General features: G+C 53.5%; 16 protein-coding genes and 1 riboswitch. Of the genes, 1 reads left to right on the top strand and 15 read right to left on the bottom strand.

Translation table 11 applies throughout. From position 1 onward, the window contains the following. Positions 1-66 precede the first annotated feature (66 nt). The 6 genes from AC2TF6_RS11080 to gnd all read right to left on the bottom strand — a co-directional run bounded on the left by AC2TF6_RS11080 (position 67) and on the right by gnd (position 7,162). On the bottom strand, positions 67-945 hold the full coding sequence (locus AC2TF6_RS11080) for a sugar phosphate isomerase/epimerase family protein (RefSeq protein ID WP_009672725.1): 879 nt from the start codon (positions 943-945) through the stop codon (positions 67-69). A 29-nt stretch (positions 946-974) separates the two neighbouring features. Further along, positions 975-2,036, bottom strand: coding sequence for a Gfo/Idh/MocA family protein (locus tag AC2TF6_RS11075; protein ID WP_218228597.1), 1,062 nt, complete (start codon positions 2,034-2,036; stop codon positions 975-977). 212 nt (positions 2,037-2,248) lie between these two features. Continuing rightward, a complete protein-coding gene (gntK, locus tag AC2TF6_RS11070; protein ID WP_491311028.1) occupies positions 2,249-3,817 on the bottom strand; it encodes a gluconokinase in 1,569 nt (522 codons plus the stop codon). Positions 3,818-3,887: 70 nt separating this feature from the next. After that, positions 3,888-5,249, bottom strand: coding sequence for a GntP family permease (locus tag AC2TF6_RS11065; protein WP_491311027.1), 1,362 nt, complete (start codon positions 5,247-5,249; stop codon positions 3,888-3,890). 151 nt (positions 5,250-5,400) lie between these two features. Next, positions 5,401-6,075, bottom strand: coding sequence for a GntR family transcriptional regulator (locus AC2TF6_RS11060; RefSeq protein ID WP_491311026.1), 675 nt, complete (start codon positions 6,073-6,075; stop codon positions 5,401-5,403). Positions 6,076-6,259: 184 nt separating this feature from the next. Continuing rightward, positions 6,260-7,162 (bottom strand): phosphogluconate dehydrogenase (NAD(+)-dependent, decarboxylating), encoded by a 903-nt coding sequence (gene gnd, locus AC2TF6_RS11055; RefSeq protein WP_491311025.1) that lies wholly within the window; start codon positions 7,160-7,162, stop codon positions 6,260-6,262. A gap of 443 nt (positions 7,163-7,605) precedes the next feature. Here gnd and AC2TF6_RS11050 point away from each other — a divergent pair, with 443 nt between their 5' ends. Then, positions 7,606-7,905, top strand: a complete 300-nt coding sequence (locus tag AC2TF6_RS11050; RefSeq protein WP_491311024.1) for a hypothetical protein — start codon at positions 7,606-7,608, stop codon at positions 7,903-7,905. Positions 7,906-8,072: 167 nt separating this feature from the next. Here the strand turns inward: AC2TF6_RS11050 and AC2TF6_RS11045 are convergent, their stop codons facing one another. The 9 genes from AC2TF6_RS11045 to AC2TF6_RS11005 all read right to left on the bottom strand — a co-directional run bounded on the left by AC2TF6_RS11045 (position 8,073) and on the right by AC2TF6_RS11005 (position 15,732). After that, entirely contained in the window at positions 8,073-8,642 is a 570-nt protein-coding gene (locus AC2TF6_RS11045; RefSeq protein ID WP_491311023.1) for a DNA-3-methyladenine glycosylase I, read from the bottom strand. Positions 8,643-8,677: 35 nt separating this feature from the next. Then, positions 8,678-9,586, bottom strand: coding sequence for a TatD family hydrolase (locus AC2TF6_RS11040; protein WP_491311022.1), 909 nt, complete (start codon positions 9,584-9,586; stop codon positions 8,678-8,680). Between the two features lie 82 nt (positions 9,587-9,668). Beyond that, a complete protein-coding gene (locus AC2TF6_RS11035; protein ID WP_491311021.1) occupies positions 9,669-10,436 on the bottom strand; it encodes an ABC transporter ATP-binding protein in 768 nt (255 codons plus the stop codon). Between the two features lie 13 nt (positions 10,437-10,449). Next, a complete protein-coding gene (locus AC2TF6_RS11030; RefSeq protein ID WP_491311020.1) occupies positions 10,450-11,211 on the bottom strand; it encodes an ABC transporter permease in 762 nt (253 codons plus the stop codon). Further along, positions 11,208-11,501 (bottom strand): MTH1187 family thiamine-binding protein, encoded by a 294-nt coding sequence (locus AC2TF6_RS11025; protein ID WP_491311019.1) that lies wholly within the window; start codon positions 11,499-11,501, stop codon positions 11,208-11,210. The genes AC2TF6_RS11030 and AC2TF6_RS11025 overlap by 4 nt, the downstream gene beginning before the upstream one ends. A gap of 89 nt (positions 11,502-11,590) precedes the next feature. Beyond that, positions 11,591-12,628 (bottom strand): ABC transporter substrate-binding protein, encoded by a 1,038-nt coding sequence (locus AC2TF6_RS11020; protein ID WP_491311018.1) that lies wholly within the window; start codon positions 12,626-12,628, stop codon positions 11,591-11,593. A gap of 68 nt (positions 12,629-12,696) precedes the next feature. Continuing rightward, a riboswitch (TPP riboswitch) is annotated at positions 12,697-12,809 on the bottom strand. 74 nt (positions 12,810-12,883) lie between these two features. After that, a complete protein-coding gene (locus AC2TF6_RS11015; RefSeq protein ID WP_491311017.1) occupies positions 12,884-13,732 on the bottom strand; it encodes a patatin-like phospholipase family protein in 849 nt (282 codons plus the stop codon). A gap of 169 nt (positions 13,733-13,901) precedes the next feature. Continuing rightward, positions 13,902-14,795: a metal ABC transporter permease gene (locus AC2TF6_RS11010; RefSeq protein ID WP_491311016.1), complete on the bottom strand. Its 894-nt coding sequence runs from the start codon at positions 14,793-14,795 to the stop codon at positions 13,902-13,904. Further along, positions 14,782-15,732 carry a metal ABC transporter permease gene (locus AC2TF6_RS11005; protein ID WP_491311015.1) on the bottom strand — a complete coding sequence of 317 codons (951 nt, stop codon included), beginning with the start codon at positions 15,730-15,732 and terminating at the stop codon, positions 14,782-14,784. Before AC2TF6_RS11005 ends, AC2TF6_RS11010 begins: the two co-directional genes overlap by 14 nt. Between the last annotated feature and the right edge of the window lie 21 nt (positions 15,733-15,753).

Below are 15,753 nucleotides of genomic sequence, written 5' to 3'. Positions count from 1 at the left end.
CAGGAACGAAAAACCTTTCCGCCGGATAACCGGCCGGAAAGGTTTTTTTATTGGCGTCTTGCCGTTTTAACGATAAGCCTTGATAAATTCGACCGCCTTGCGGATATCTTCCGCAGGATCGTCGCCCACTTCGCGCTCAATCGTCAGGTAGCCCTGATAACCGATTTCTTGAAGCGCCTGGAAGTAGCGGTCGAAGTCGACCTTGCCTTCTCCAAGCGGCAGCTCTTCGAACAGTTCGCCCTCGCGGAGCATATCGGCAATGCGCTCGTGCGCCATCGGCTCGAAACCGACCGCGCCGTACAGAATGCGGGGATCGAATTCTTTGTGGCGCAGGCCGTCTTTTACGTGCGTATGAACGATATAGTCTTTCAGCGTATAGACGCCCTGGACCGGATCGTCGCCCGTCACCATAATCATGTTGGCCGGATCGAAGTTGACGGATACTCCGTTCGTGCTGAGAGTATCCAGGAAGCTCTTGAGGTGAGCGGCCGGCTCAGGACCGGTTTCGATCGCGAAGTAAGCGTCCACGCTTTTGGCGTATTGGCCCAGCTCTTCGCACGCTTCCTGCATCGCTTCGTAAACGTCGTCCTTCTCGGACGGAACGATCCCGATATGAGTCGTCACGATATTGGTGCCGAGCTCCAGAGCCAGGTCCAGGACGCGCTTCGATTTCTCGATTTTTTCTTTGTTCTCGGCCCGGACTTGGAAGCCGTGTCCCCCGAAGTCGCCTACGAGTGCCGAGACCTGCAGTCCGAGCGAATCGATGTAAGCTTTAAGCTCCTTGCGCTGCGCGGCAGTCAGGTTGTCCGGGTACATCTCGCCCTTAACGGCATAAATCTGCACGCCGTCGGCGCCGACTTCCTTCGCTTTCTGAAGGCCTTCGCGGACGGGAAGCCCGAAGCTGTCTACGATAACCCCGATCGGGTTCGGAACGCGGATACTCATGATATTGGAGTTCTCCCCTCAACTATAAATTAATTCACTTGAATTTCTTTGCCGGCTGCGCTGGATTCATAGATTCCGCAAAGGATTTTCATCAATTCCAGACCGTCTTCCACAGGCGAAATCGTTTCATGCTTGCCCAGGCAGCAGTCCACGAAGTGCTCGATTTCACGGCGGAAACCCGCTTCGAAGTCGAACGTCAGATGATCGATCTGAGGCGTCGCATTCAGAATGGTATTGTGCTTCTCGGTTACGAGCATCAGTTCCGGCTCGATCTCGGCCCCGCCCTGGTCTCCGAACAGCTTGACGGAAATCTCGTCTTTCTTCGCATGCAGCGTGAAGCTCGCTTCAACGGACAGCGCCGCGCCGTTTTCGAAACGGATCAGGGCGGATGCCATGTCTTCGACTGTATTTTTTGCCGCATCGTAATCCGCAGCTTTATAGAAATTCAAATTCTCGATATGTGAACGGTTGCCTAATTTGTCATATGTAACGGCGGAAACGGATTTTACCTTCGGTTTGCCCATCAGGTACCAGCATAGGTCGATCACATGAACGCCGATGTCGATAACCGGGCCGCCGCCGGAACGCTCTACGTCCGAAAACCATCCGCCGGGATTGCCCAGGCGTCTCAGCACGGTAGCTTTGGCGTAGTAAATGGAACCGAGTTCGCCGGAATCGATAAAGCGTTTCGCAACATTCGTATTCGTACCGAAACGGCGTACGAAACCGACCTGCAGCACTTTCCCGGACTTGCGGACGGCTTCCTGCACGGCGTGCGCTTCTTCCACGGTTTTGCACAGCGGTTTCTCGACGAGCACGTGCTTGCCTGCTTCTACGGCCGCTTTGCTGATCTCCGCGTGCGTATTGTTCCAGGTGCAGATGCTGACGGCATCGATTTCGGGATCGGCCAGAAGTTGTTTGTAATCGGTAAACGTTTTCACAGCACCGTATTGTTTAGCTTTCTCTTTGGCCCGCTCTTCGTTCAAATCGCAAACGGCATGAATTTCAACTTGCGCATTTTTGGCGTACGCGCCGAAATGCAGTTCGGAAATCGAGCCGGCACCAATAACGCCGATTTTAAGTTTTGACATGCTTCTCCTTCTCCTCCACATCTATAAGGTTGAATCTATTCCATTCTTACATGAAAAGGAAGCGTCTTCAAGCTTATTTGAAGAAGAGGTGAACACTTTTTTAATTCTATTGATTAATATTATTTATCAAACATCAAAATAACATTTATTTAAACCAAAAAAGCATAACGGAATTTTCCGTTATGCTTTACTTTTATAAAGATTTTCACCATCTAATTGCTGGGTTCGTTTTTATCCTTAAAAACTTCCTGCTGGAAGGCGGCGATCGCCGAATATTCATCTTCCAGCTTGCGTGACAGGCCGATGAAGATCGGGAGCAGCTTGTGGTAAATACGGGCATTGGCCTTATCCGGCTCATGCTTATGCGTTGCTCCGATCATTCCGGAAACGACACCGAGTGAATCCGCGCGGCCTGTCGCATACAAGCCCAGCACGGCCGCACCCAGGCAGGAGCTCTCGATGCTTTCGGGAATGATGACCTCCTGATCGAAAATGTCGGCCATCATCTGCCTCCAGAGAGCCGAACGCGCAAAGCCGCCGGTGGCGTGTATTCTCGCCGGGCGTCCGATTTTCTCTTCCATGGCCAGCAGCACCGTGTACAGGTTGAAAATGACCCCCTCCAGCACCGCACGGATCATATGCTCCTTCTTGTGGTGCAGGGTCAGGCCGAAGAAAGACCCCCGTGCGTCCGGATTCCACAGGGGGGCCCTCTCCCCGCTTAAGTAGGGATGGAAAAGGAGCCCGTCGGACCCGGGACGAACCTGCCTGGCGATCTGCGTCAGCAGATCGTAGGAGTCGATGCCGAGCCGCTTGGCGGCCTCCACTTCCGAGGCGGCTAGCTCGTCGCGCACCCAGCGGAAAAGCATTCCCCCGTTGTTGACCGGCCCCCCGATCACCCAGTACGACTCCGTCAGCGCATAGCAGAATATGCGCCCTTTCGGATCGGTTACGGGCCGGTCCACGACCGTGCGGATGGCTCCGCTGGTTCCGATCGTCGCGGCGACGACTCCGGGCTCAATCGCGTTTACGCCGAGGTTGGACAAGACGCCGTCGCTCGCTCCGACGACAAACGGCGTAGACGGCGCAAGCCCCATCTCGGCCGCGTAAGACGCGCTCAAGCCTTCGACGACGTGTGTCGTCGGTACGGGCCTGGACAGCCTGTCGGGAGTGATCCCGGCAAGCTCGAGCGCCTGTGCGTCCCAGTCCAGCGCCTGCAGGTTGAAAAGGCCCGTGGACGAAGCGACCGAGTGATCGACGAGATACGTCCCGAACAGCTTGGCAAATACATATTCTTTGATCGAAATGAATTTGGCCGTTTTGCCGAAAATCTCGGGATGATCGTGGCGGAGCCACATCAGCTTAGTCAGCGGAGACATCGGATGGACCGGCGTACCCGTGCGCAGGTAAAGCTCGTGGCCGCCCAGGTCTTTTTTGAGCCGCTCCGACCACTCCGCGCTCCGGTTATCCGCCCATGTCATGCAGCGCATGAGCGGTTTTCCTTCCCTGTCTACCGGAAGCACACTGTGCATGGCGGAGCTGAAAGAAACGAAAAGAACCTCGCCAGGCAGTACCCGGGCTCGGTCCATGACGCCTCTCACCGATTTCAGAACGGCCTGGAAGATCTCATCCGGGTCCTGCTCGGCTGTAGACGAGGTCGGGGTATATAAAGGATAGCCGCCGCCCGCTTTGGCGACGACCTTTCCGTTTTCTTCGAAAAGCACCGCTTTAGTGCTCGTTGTTCCGATATCGACTCCGATCATATAGCGGGTCATGCTGTTCATTTCCTACTCCTTCTTTCTCTGTTAAGACTGACGGCCCGGACGTGTGTCCGGGCTGTCTGTGGAACGTTTCTTAGATAATCACGCTAAGCATCATAATTAAAGCCAGTCCGATAACGGACAGCAGGGTTTCCATGACCGTCCATGATTTCAGGGTCTGGGGAACGGACAGGTTGAAAAACTCTTTCACCATCCAGAACCCGGCGTCGTTGACGTGGGACAGGACGATGGAGCCGGCGCCAGTCGCAAGCACGACAAGCTCCAGGTTAGCGCCCGGCGTTTGCGCGAGCACCGGCGCTACAATGCCGGCCGCGGTCGTCATCGCTACCGTCGCGGAGCCGGTGGCAACCCGGATCAGCGCCGCCACGAGCCACGCGAACAGGATCACGTTAACGTTCGCCTGCGTGGCGAATTCGGCGATTGCGGCCCCCACGCCGCTGCTGATCAGAACCTGCTTGAACGCGCCGCCACCGCCGATAATGAGGATAATCGTCGCCGTAGGCGCCAGACATTCGCTCGTGAAGCGTGAAATGTCTTCTTTTTTGAAGCCGCGGGCAAAGCCGAGCGAGAAGAAAGAAAACACGACGGCGATCAGCAGGGCGATAATTTCATGCCCGATGAATTCGCAGAAAACAGTCAGGCTGCTCGTGCTTTTCGGATCGACAATGTTGGCAACGGAACCGATCAGCATGAGAATAACCGGCAGGAGGATCGTAAACAGCGTAATACCGAAGCCGGGCAGATTCCGGTTTTCGTTTACGGCAAACTGTTCGGCCAACTTAGCCGGCGGTTCGGCCTGAATCCGTTTCCCGATAAATTTACCGAACAGCGGTCCGGCAATAATCGCTGTCGGCAGTCCGATCAGCAGCGAGTAGAGAATTGTTTTGCCCAAATCCGCCTTGTACGCATCGATGGCGATCATCGGCGCGGGATGGGGCGGAACCAGGCCGTGCACCGTCGAAAGACCGGCCAGAATCGGAATCCCGATCTGCAGAAGCGGCATTTTCGTTTTGCGTGCCACAGTAAAGACGATCGGAATGAGCAGAATCAGCCCCACTTCGAAAAATACGGGAATTCCGACGATAAAACCGACCACCATCATGGCCCAGTGGACGCGTTTTTCACCGAACCGGTCGACCAGGGTCGTCGCGATTTTTTCGGCGCCGCCGGATTCCGCCATCATTTTGCCGAGCATAGTGCCCAGCGCGATGACGATCGCGATCGTGCCCAAAGTGCCGCCTAACCCGCCGGTGACCGCCTTAATGACATCCTGAGCTTTCATCCCGGACAAGAGGCCGAGCATGAGAGCCGAAATAATGAGCGTAACAAACGGATTCCATTTGAATTTAGCGATAAACACCACTAAAAACACAATCGAAATCAGAGTCCAGACTAATAAAGTGACGGAATGACTAAGTCCGAAAATGCTGTTCATGACTGACCTCCAGATGTGTGATTCAAAAACTTTTATCGTCTAATAGCGCTTTCATTCGGTTAACGCCGACATAGGCGCATTGTATACATGTCGACAAGTTTACTCGTGTGCAAGCGTCCTTTTACCGGCCGCTTACATTTTTCCCTGTTTTTTAAGAAGGTAAACTGTTTTCAAGAGTTTGCCGTGAATCGGCGAAATAATTGCGGACCACTTGCGCGATGACCGCCGGATCATGAGTTTCAAGACCTCTCACGATGGCTCGGTGCTTCTCGATTACATCCAGGAGCTTCTCTTCCCCTTGCGAAAAAATTTCATCCGTTGTAATCAGCAGAACCGTGATGACGATTTGCCGGATGCTGGTCCACAGGTGCAGCACCCTTTTATGACGGGCCGCTTCGATAATCGTTTCGTGAAACGTGATGTCCTGAAAGGCGAAATCCTCGGGGTCGCCGTGCTTGACCGCCAGCTCCATCCTGTCGATAATCTGGTTCAGTTTACCGATCAGAGATGCCTGATTTGCCTGTGCAAGCCTGTCCTGCACGAAGCTCTCGATAATAAAACGGACATCGTACAGCTCCTGCACATCTGTCTGGCTTAGCCCCAGCACGACGGCTCCCATTCGTTCCAGACGGATCAGACCTTCGATGGACAACGCTTTCAGGGCTTCCCTGACAGGCGAACGGCTTGTGCCGAAGTCGGATGCTATGCGGTTTTCGGAAATCACTTCACCGGGCTTGATGCTCCCGTTAATAATTTGCAGCCTTAATTCGCTGGCGATGGACTCTCCCAAAGAAACGCCTCTGAGCCACGCAGACGGATAACGCATGATGCACAACTCTCCTTACCAATGGGCTAAAGGTACGCTGACCTTGTCCGGCGGTTGAAAAGCCGGCCAAAGGGCCTTCTTTTCCCGCCTTCCGAAGTCATGTCAATTGTAGCATATCTTCAGCCGGAGCATCCATGCCGGGCAAGCTTCAGGTCAGCTGACCTGCGGTCCGTATGCGTTCGAATCAATCGCCGCTGCGTACGACGGCATGTCCGCCGAACTCGTTACGCAGCGCGGCCACAACCTTGCCGTGGAACGTGTCCGTTTCAAGCGAACGGTAGCGCATGAACAAAGACATCGCGATCACCGGCGCATTCGCTCCGAGATCCAGCGCGGTCTCCACGGTCCACTTGCCCTCGCCCGAACTCTGCATAACGCCGCGGATTCCTTCCAGCTTGGGATCTTTGGAGAAAGCCTGTCCGGCCAGCTCCATCAGCCAGCCCCGGATAACGGAACCGTTCGACCATACTTCGGCTACCTTCTCGTAATCGAAGTCGAAGCCGCTTTTGTCCAGCACTTCGAAGCCTTCCGCGATCGCCTGCATCATCCCGTATTCGATTCCGTTGTGAACCATTTTGAGAAAATGGCCCGAACCGCTTTTGCCTCCATAGAGGTACCCTTTATCGACGGCCATGTCGCGGAACAGGGGCTCGATTTTATCGAACGCTTCCTTGTTTCCCCCGATCATGAAACAGCCGCCGTGTTCGGCTCCTTCCGTTCCTCCGGAAGTTCCGACATCCATGTAATGAATTCCGTGCGCGGCGAGTTTTTCGGAACGCTCCACCGATTCCTTATAGTGGGAGTTTCCGCCGTCGATAAGCACGTCACCCGCTTGAAGAAGCGGAAGCAGCGAATCAATCACGCTGTCGACGATTTTACCTGCGGGCACCATCATCCACACCGTTCTGGGAGCGGGAAGGTTCGCTACCAGTTCCTCCAAGTTTTCCGACGGAACGGCGCCAAGTCCGGCGAGCCGCTTTCCCGGAGCGGGATCTTTATCGAATACGACTGCCTCATGTCCGTGACGGAGCAAATTTTGAACGAGATTGTAACCCATCTTACCCAAACCGACCATACCAATTCTCATGATGTCTAATTTCCCTTCTGGTATACTTGTATACAAGATATGTTTTTATCATAACTCCGTTCATGGATTCTGTAAACACTCTTTTTGAAAGCGCTCTATAAAACGGAAAATTGTTCTTTTTTCAGGACGTTTTATATTGAAAATAATTCCTTATTGTTCATCATTCCGCTTTGCAGAACACCTTGTTTGCTTCCGACTGCTTCCGTTCTCGCCATTTTAAGCGTCTTTTACGAGGCGGTTTGGGTATTTTCCAATTAATCCATACAGTCGTTTGCCCTATTATTCCCGCTTTCGGATAGAAAATGACGGATTTTTCACGAAAATGATTGCCATTTTCAGAAAAAATATGGCAAAACTACTTCACACGGGAACAAACGTTTGATATACTAAAAACAAACATTCGTTCGCATACTTATCGTATGCGTCCCAAGGAGGGTTTTGCTATGAGTCTGTGGAAAAATGTTCGCTTCATCGAACGCGATTTTTGGTTTCAGAAAATGTTGAATGATACGGAAACTCTTCATTCATGGCAGATCAACGACCTGCTGGGCGAAACGAATGCTCAATGGGATGATTTGACTTTTAAATTTTTTGATGACGGCTCCGTCACCATTATAGATAACGATACAGACACCCGTGTTTCTCCCCAAGAGCTTAAAGGCGCGGCACTCGATTTTTATATCCGCAAGCGCATCGAATTCATCCGTGTGAGCCTGCAGGAGAAGATCCTGATGTATGCTTAAACCGCCCGGTTCGCCCCCTCTACTAATCAAAAGGGAACCCCCGGCTGCAGAGGTTCCCTTTTTTCTTCTCATATTCCAATCCTGTTCTACTCGAACGATTATGAATGATTCCTCTTTTAACTTGATTTTTCCCGGCATCCATTCTACCCGCTTAAGAACAGCCTTTTCTATTTATGGTTGGACGGATGACACATGCAGGTTGTCAAATGATCGTTGACAAGTCCCGATGCCTGCATATACGCGTAGCAGATCGTCGAACCCACGAAAGTGAATCCGTCTTTTTTTAGCGCTTTGCTCATCGCGTCCGATTGAGGTGTGCTTGCAGGTACTTCTTGCAGCGAACTCCAATGATTCTGTACGGGCTGCCCATCCACAAAACTCCAGATATAGTCCGCAAAGCTGCCGGTTTTCTCCCTGATCTTCAGAAACGCCTGCGCATTGCGGACAAACGCGTTTACTTTCAGCCGGTTACGGATGATTCCCGGGTCCTGAAGCAGCTCGGCCAGTTTGTCCTCGCCGTAGCCCGCAATTTTCTCCGCGTCGAACCCGTCGTAAACGTTCCAGTAATGCTCCCTCTTCTTAAGCACCGTATACCAGCTCAAACCCGCCTGAGCGCCTTCGAGACACAGCATTTCAAACAACTTCCGGTCGTCCCTCTGCGGAACACCCCATTCGTGATCGTGATAATTCACGTAGAGCGGGTCTTGATTGACCCAACCGCATCGTACAAGCTCCATTTATATGTACCCCTCCCTGCTTTCTGCATGATCTGTCACCCGGAAGCCTGCGGCTGCAGCCTATAGAAGGTGCACGCGTTACTGTACATTTGCGCAGCCGCTTCTTCTACCGCGACCGATTTAACCCCGGCAATCTGTCGTACTACGTCAGCCACCATCAGGGGATGTGTCATTCTGCCGTCGTACGCTCCTTCGAACGGCCATGGACCGTCCGTTTCGGCCATCATCAGCTCCAGCGGATAGCGGGCCGCCAACCGCCTGATTTCCTCTTCGTAGGAGATATCCGGGGTTATAGATATATAATATCCTAAACCGATCATACGTTCGACTGTTTTTTCTGAACCCTTAAACCAGTGAAAATGAGCACGTTCTATTTGGTGCCGTTCAAGCAGGTCAAGCACAAGGTCCGCGTCTTCGTAAACGGCGTGCAGAACGACAGGCTTGTTGTGTTTAGCGGCAAAAGCGATAAAGCGCTCCAGCAAGTCAATGTAAGGCTGTAAATAAAACGCTTGCCCGGCCTGCTCAACTTCCGTCCGCATGTAATAAGGCAGACCGACTTCCCCTACAGCCGCGGCTTCGTGAACGGTTTGCTCCATCCAGGCCAGCAGCTCCGCAAGCTCATCCTCCGAGGGAAGCGGCTGCTCGGGATGAAATCCGTAAGCGGGCCGGACTATGTGGGGATACCGGCGGTAAAGCTCCCGGGTTCTCTGACATGAAGGGAGGTTCATGGACACGGCTAGCAGCATGGAGACGGGAATACCGTCCGCAATATCCTGGAAAATCAAGGAACGTTCCTGCTCTCCATACTGTTCCAGATGGATGTGAGCATCGATATAGCGAAGTTTTTCCGGGCTGTGCACCTTACGATCACCGGCGGCTCCGGGTTCGTCCCTCTTCATTTCATTCATCGGTTCCTTGATCGATTCACTCATCGTTTTGTTCATCTCTTTCGGCCTCCGTTTCCGTTTACTCCGTGACTTGCGTACGGATATATAAGACAGCCCGCAGGCAGTGGAGCTGAATGTTTCAGCTTCCGCTTCCTACGGACTTCATCAGATTGATCAGTTCTCTTTTCATTGAGATAAATGCCGGATCTTCCGTAATCGTGAGCGCACGCGGACGCTCGAAAGGAACGATGACCTCTCTTTCGATCCTGGTCGGCTTATCCGACAGCAGATAGATGCGGTCCGAAAGCAGCAGAGCCTCTTCCAGACTATGCGTAATGAAGAGTACGGAGCGCTTATTCTGTTCCCATATTTTAAGCAGCCAGTGCTGCATTTCTTCACGCGTCAACGCGTCCAGCGCACCGAACGGCTCGTCCAGACACATCAGCTCTTGAGGACTGAGCAGAGCCCGCAGAAACGAGACGCGCTGCTGCATTCCCCCGGACAAGACGTGGGGATGCTCCTTCTCATAGCCTTGCAGACCCACTTTAGCCAGCCATTCCCTAGCCAGCTCCAGCGATTCCGCTTTAGGCAGGCCTGCCGTTTCCCGGGCCAGGATCACGTTCTCTTCCACAGTCCTCCAAGGAAACAAAGACGCCTGTTGGGGCATATAGCTGACGAGTCCTTTCCTGCCGGTCACGTCGCTGCCCTCCATAACAATCTGTCCCGACGAAGGCCGGATCAATCCGCCTATGAGGTGAAACAGCGTCGTTTTCCCGCTGCCGGAAGGACCGATCAGGGAGACGAATTCCCCTTCGTTTACATGAAGGTTAATCCCGTTAAGAATTTTCGTATCGCTCCCGCCTGTGGAGAACGACTTGGAAATCTCTTTTAATTCCAGCTTTTTCATCGCTTCACTCCTCCTAATGTTTATCGGGTTTCCAGCGGACAGTCCATTTTTCCAGCAGCACGATGGCTCCGAACAGAAGGAGACTCAGAACGACAATAAGGAAGATGGCCACGAACACCCGGTCTGTGCGGAAAGAAGACTTGGCCAGCAGCATAAAAACGCCGATTCCTTTGTCGGAACCGAGCCATTCGGCGATAACCCCGCCCATGACGCTGTAGGTGGCGGAAATTTTGAGCCCCGAGAAGACGGACGGCAGCGCGTAGGGAAGCTCCAGCTTCCAGAACAGCTGGCTGCGCCGTGCTCCGATCATTTCCAGATAACGGTGCATGCCCGGATCGGGGTTTGACAGCCCTCCGAGCGCCGCTACCGTTACCGGGAAGAAACAGACAAGCGTGATGACAATAAGCTTCGGCAGAAGCCCGAAGCCGAACCAGATCATCAAGAGCGGCGCCAGCGCGATCGTCGGAACGTTCTGGGACAAGACCAGCAGCGGATAGAAGGCCGCTTTCATTCCGGGGATCACATGAAGCAGGCAGGCGATGAGCAGCCCGAGCGCCGAGCCGATTGCAAAGCCAAGCAGTGTAATGGAGACCGTAAAGCTCACGTGCTTGCTCAGCAGGGGCGCCTGCCGGATGCCTTCCTCCACAATCTGCAAGGGCGCCGGAAGCCTCCAGGCCGGCGTACCGGCCCAAGTGACGCCAAGCTGCCATAAAAGCAGCAGAAGGATGGCCGTCAGTAGAGGCGGCCATCCTTTCTTCCATAAGGAACGGATCATGGACGATATTTCTCCGTCAGCTTGTCCATCGATGCGCCCTCGGGATTGAAATAGATCTTCACTTGCGAGATGACATTGGGGCTGCCGAACTCGATCATCGCTTCGTTCATTTTCCGGATCACGTCCAGCAGTTCGTTCAAATCGCCTTCCATCGTCGTTTCCAGCGGATGAACCTCGTGCTTGACGCCAGATTGCTGAATCACTTCGATTGCGTGGTCCACATAAGGGATCACATCTTCCCCGTTTTTCGTTTTCGGGATAATCTGAATACTGACGAGTGCATTAGCCATAAGAAAATCCTCCTCGCCGCACTTGGCAGAACGGCATCATGTATGAACGTATAAGGCAAACCGGATGAAAATTTTCACCGCTTCGGACATCACTTGCCGGCAGCGGGCAGAAACTCGTTCGTAAAGGCCTTATCGGCTTCCAGGCTTTTCTCCAGAAGCTTGTGATCGAGCATCCATTTCGCGTAATTTTCCCATACCTCTTTTTTCTGCTCGCCCCAACGCGGAGCATCGTCCTTGTATTTCGGGCTCAGCCATTTCTGGCTGGCGAGCACGAGGTTCTTGTCCAGCTCCGGTACCGCTTCGGACAAAACCCCCGCCGCCTCCTCCGGCTTGTCGATCGCGAACTGGTAGCCTTTCGAAGCCGCCTCCAGGAACGATTTGACGAGCTCGGGCTTTTCTTTGATCACTTTCTCGCTGGTGGCGAGGACCGGTGTATAGTAATCGAGCTGTTTCGAGTAGTCGGTAAGATAAACCATATTCAACGGCTCCTTGCGAAGCTCGGATTCAATGCCTGTCCAACCGTAATAAATCCAAGCGAAATCAATATCGCGCTTCACGGCGGTAAAGAAATCCGCGTCGCCCATGTTGACGATTTTCACCTTCGACGGATCGGCCTTATCGGTCTGCATCAGCGAGTCGATCATCGCATTCTCGGCCGGAGATCCCCACCCGCCGTATGTTTTACCCTCGAAATCTTTGGGCTTCTTGATATTTTTAGCGGCCGGAGAGGCGAAACCCGACGTATTGTGCTGAATAATCGCCGCAATGGAAACGATCGGCACGCTTTGCGTACGGGCCTGCGTAATTCCTTCCTGGTAGCTTACGCCGAAGTCCGCTGCACCCGAAGCGACCATGGCGTCCGCGCCTCCCGCTCCCGGCTGGATGATGTCTACATTTAACCCTTTTTCCGCAAAATAGCCTTTGGCTTTAGCGACGTAAAGGCCGGTATGATTCGTGTTGGGCGACCAGTCCAGAACGACTTTGATGTCCGTTTTCTGAACCGCTGCAGGCGTCTGCGCCGCTTCCGGCGACGATTGCGCCCCTTCATTTCCCCCTGATTTGCCGCATCCGGCAAGCGCAACGGCAAAAGCCGCGGCAAGCGCTGTTGTACGTATGACCCGTTTCATCGTCTTCTCTCCTTCTTTATCCGCAGACAAGCCAAAAAGCGCCCCCTGATCGGGAGCGCACATAAAGTCGATAGTATCCGTACGGTTTCCTACGCTGGCATTATCCAGATCAGGTGTAAGGGTCAGTATCTTTATGGGATACAATCTCAGCCGGCCGATTCCAGCACCCCTGCGTCTTATTCGGTTGTCGTGCATTTCTGGGTCTATTATAGCATACGGTCCCCGTTTGTCCAGGTAAAGGGCAGGGCTAGTCCGCTAAGACAGCCACTCCTGCAATTTTTCTTTCGCTTCCGAGGCATCTTTGTAGCCCAGATCGTGCAGCGCTTCGAGCCTGGACGCATCCTTCTCCATCCGCCCTACCTTGAACGGGGCTGACGGACGGATCACGATGACTTTGCCGTCCCGTTCCAGCCGCTCGATTTCATCCAGCGTCCGGTTGTAAACCAAGCTGCGCTCTACCATTGCGCGGACAAGACCCGGATAGGACGGATAAAACCGCTGAGCCAGCCACTGCTGCTTGAACGGTTTCTTCCGGTAGCCCTTCGGGCGGGTGAGCACCACGATATTGCGTTCGTTCCCGTCTTTCATCGACTGATGAATCGGAATGGGCGCCGTGATGCCGCCGTCAAACAGCGTTCTCTCCTGATACAGCACGGGCTGAGAGACGAACGGCAGCGAGCTTGAAGCCCGGATAAGCGAAAGCGACATTTCGGGCGCTTCATTTTTCCGGAAAAAGACCGCTTCTCCGCTTAACGCATCCGTCGTTCCGATTACCAGTTCATGACTTTCTCCGTAAAAGGTTTGAAAATCGAAAGGAACCAAGTTATTCGGAATCTCGTCGAAGATAAAATCCATCCCGAAGATGCTCTTTTCCCGGATCAGATTGCGGTAACTGATATATCTGCGGTCGGTAACGAACCCGATCGTGACTTTCTTATTGCGCCCCGGCTGCCGGGAAAGATACGATGCCGCATTGCATGCGCCGGCAGAAACGCCGATTACGTAAGGAACGTACCAGTCCTTCTCCATTAAATACTCGAGAACCCCCGCGGTATAAACGCCGCGCATTCCTCCGCCCTCAAGCACCAAACCAAGTGAAGCCATTTCCGCCCCTCCCTTTATATCTCTCGTTCCAGTATGATTAGCATACTACAATTTTACCGCTAAACAAAACGGTATGCATCGTGATTTTACGGGGATTTTCTTACTTTTGGAGGGCGTCCCGAGCTTTCCCTATCAAATCCGCTTCCTGAACGCAAAATAAAAACCCGCTTTATGCGGGTTTCCGGTTATCAGAAGGGCGGGGCCGGCTCCACTTGCGGACTACGACGCCTTGACCGGGGGAAAACAGAAAAGCAAGGACGAACAGCCCTCCCGCGGCACAAATGATACAGCCCGCTATGGATGCGTCCAGCAGGTAGGCTAACCCGTAACCCAGAACCGCGCTTGCCGCTCCGATCCCCATACTGAGCGGAATCATAACACTCAGCCGTTCCGTCAGAAGATAGGCTGTCGCAGGCGGCACGACGAGCATACCGACAACGAGAATAGCGCCTACGCTTTCGAACGAAGCTACAGTCGTCATCGAAACGAGCCCCATGAGCAAATAATGAAACAACGCCACGGGAATTCCCAAAGCGGCAGCCATCGCCGGATCGAAGGAACAGAGTTTAAATTGCTTGAAAAACATTCCGATGAGCAGCAGGCTGAGGAGAAGAGTCAGACCGACCGCCCAGACTGCTTTGGGCCCCGCGGCTATTCCGGCAATCGTGAGGGTATCCCAAGGCACATAAGCAATTTCACCGTACAGAACACAATCCAAATCCAGGTCGATATGACCCGCATAAAGGCTGACAAGTACGACCCCTACCGCAAAAAGCGCCGTAAAGACGACACCGATGGAAGCATCGGCCTGTACTCCGCTCTGCTTAAAAAACTGGATTAAGAAAACGGTAAGCAGACCGACCGCGGATGCCCCCAGCATCATGACGAAGGAATCCCGGGAGCTGCTGATCAGAAATGCGATCACAATACCCGGCAAAACGGAATGACTGATGGCGTCGCCGATCATGGCCATATTCCTCAATACCAGGAAACACCCGACCAAAGAGCAGGCGCAAGCGACAAGAACGCCGGTTAGAATAATCCATCCGCTAATCACCGACACTCACCCCTTCCCTCTGCGCTCCCTTGCCCCCATACGGGAGTTTCGCCTTTTGAACCGAACGGTATACCGACCATTTAAGCAGAAGTTTGGGCATGAGTCCCTTGCGCGTGCCGAACACGAGCGAAACCAGGAACCAGGCCGTTGCCGCAAGAACGCTGAGCGGACCCGTCGGCATATTGCTGCCGATCGTGCTGAGCAGAGTACCCAGCGCACCGCTTATCGCACCGAACAAGCCGGACAGAACGACCATGGTTCCGAGCTTTTCCGTCCAGTATCTTGCCGCGACCGCCGGAGTGATGAGCAGCGCCGCCATCAGAACGACCCCCACCGCTTGAATGCCTGTAACGACGGCAACCAGAATGAGCAGCAGGACAAACTGGTCGAGCAGCGCGGTCGGATAACCGATTCCTTTGGCAAATCCCGTATCGAAGCTGGTAAGCTTCAGCTCTTTGTAAAACAGCGAGCAAACGAGCAAGAGCAGGACGGAAACGCCCGCCATGGTGTAGACGTCCTTCATAACCATGGATGCCGCCTGCCCGAACAGGAACTTATCCAGTCCGCTCTGATTGCCGCTGGGACTGTGCTGAATCTGAGTCAGCAGAACAATGCCGAAACCGAAAAAGACGGATAAAACGATGCCTAGAGCCGTATCCTGCTTTATTTTGGAGTGCCGGGTCATCCAGCCGATACTTAACGTAGCTAATAAACCCGAGATAGCGGCTCCGGCAAGAAAACCCAGGATGGACTTGGACCCGGTCACCATAAAAGCCGCGCACACGCCGGGCAACGCCGCGTGAGACAGCGCGTCTCCCATTAAAGACTGCTTCCGCAAATAAGCAAAGCTGCCCAGCACACCGCCGCTGAGTCCCAGGAGCGAACTGCCGTAGAGAATCCACTGCGTATTGGGATCCTTCAAAGCTTCTAACCAATTCAGCAAAGCAACCTCTCTCCTTTCCGT

Source organism: Paenibacillus sp. JNUCC 35, assembly GCF_058269095.1.
Note: the sequence above shows the minus strand (reverse complement) of the source record. Positions and strands in the feature narration are given on the sequence as shown.

Excerpts from the sequence above, each read along its gene's own strand:
- AC2TF6_RS11080 (WP_009672725.1), bottom strand. The coding sequence starts at position 945 with ATGAGTATCCGCGTTCCGAACCCGATCGGGGTTATCGTAGACAGCTTC.
- AC2TF6_RS11075 (WP_218228597.1), bottom strand. The coding sequence starts at position 2,036 with ATGTCAAAACTTAAAATCGGCGTTATTGGTGCCGGCTCGATTTCCGAA.
- gntK (WP_491311028.1), bottom strand. The coding sequence starts at position 3,817 with ATGAACAGCATGACCCGCTATATGATCGGAGTCGATATCGGAACAACG.
- AC2TF6_RS11065 (WP_491311027.1), bottom strand. The coding sequence starts at position 5,249 with ATGAACAGCATTTTCGGACTTAGTCATTCCGTCACTTTATTAGTCTGG.
- AC2TF6_RS11060 (WP_491311026.1), bottom strand. The coding sequence starts at position 6,075 with ATGCGTTATCCGTCTGCGTGGCTCAGAGGCGTTTCTTTGGGAGAGTCC.
- gnd (WP_491311025.1), bottom strand. The coding sequence starts at position 7,162 with ATGAGAATTGGTATGGTCGGTTTGGGTAAGATGGGTTACAATCTCGTT.
- AC2TF6_RS11050 (WP_491311024.1), top strand. The coding sequence starts at position 7,606 with ATGAGTCTGTGGAAAAATGTTCGCTTCATCGAACGCGATTTTTGGTTT.
- AC2TF6_RS11045 (WP_491311023.1), bottom strand. The coding sequence starts at position 8,642 with ATGGAGCTTGTACGATGCGGTTGGGTCAATCAAGACCCGCTCTACGTG.
- AC2TF6_RS11040 (WP_491311022.1), bottom strand. The coding sequence starts at position 9,586 with ATGAACAAAACGATGAGTGAATCGATCAAGGAACCGATGAATGAAATG.
- AC2TF6_RS11035 (WP_491311021.1), bottom strand. The coding sequence starts at position 10,436 with ATGAAAAAGCTGGAATTAAAAGAGATTTCCAAGTCGTTCTCCACAGGC.
- AC2TF6_RS11030 (WP_491311020.1), bottom strand. The coding sequence starts at position 11,211 with ATGATCCGTTCCTTATGGAAGAAAGGATGGCCGCCTCTACTGACGGCC.
- AC2TF6_RS11025 (WP_491311019.1), bottom strand. The coding sequence starts at position 11,501 with ATGGCTAATGCACTCGTCAGTATTCAGATTATCCCGAAAACGAAAAAC.
- AC2TF6_RS11020 (WP_491311018.1), bottom strand. The coding sequence starts at position 12,628 with ATGAAACGGGTCATACGTACAACAGCGCTTGCCGCGGCTTTTGCCGTT.
- AC2TF6_RS11015 (WP_491311017.1), bottom strand. The coding sequence starts at position 13,732 with ATGGCTTCACTTGGTTTGGTGCTTGAGGGCGGAGGAATGCGCGGCGTT.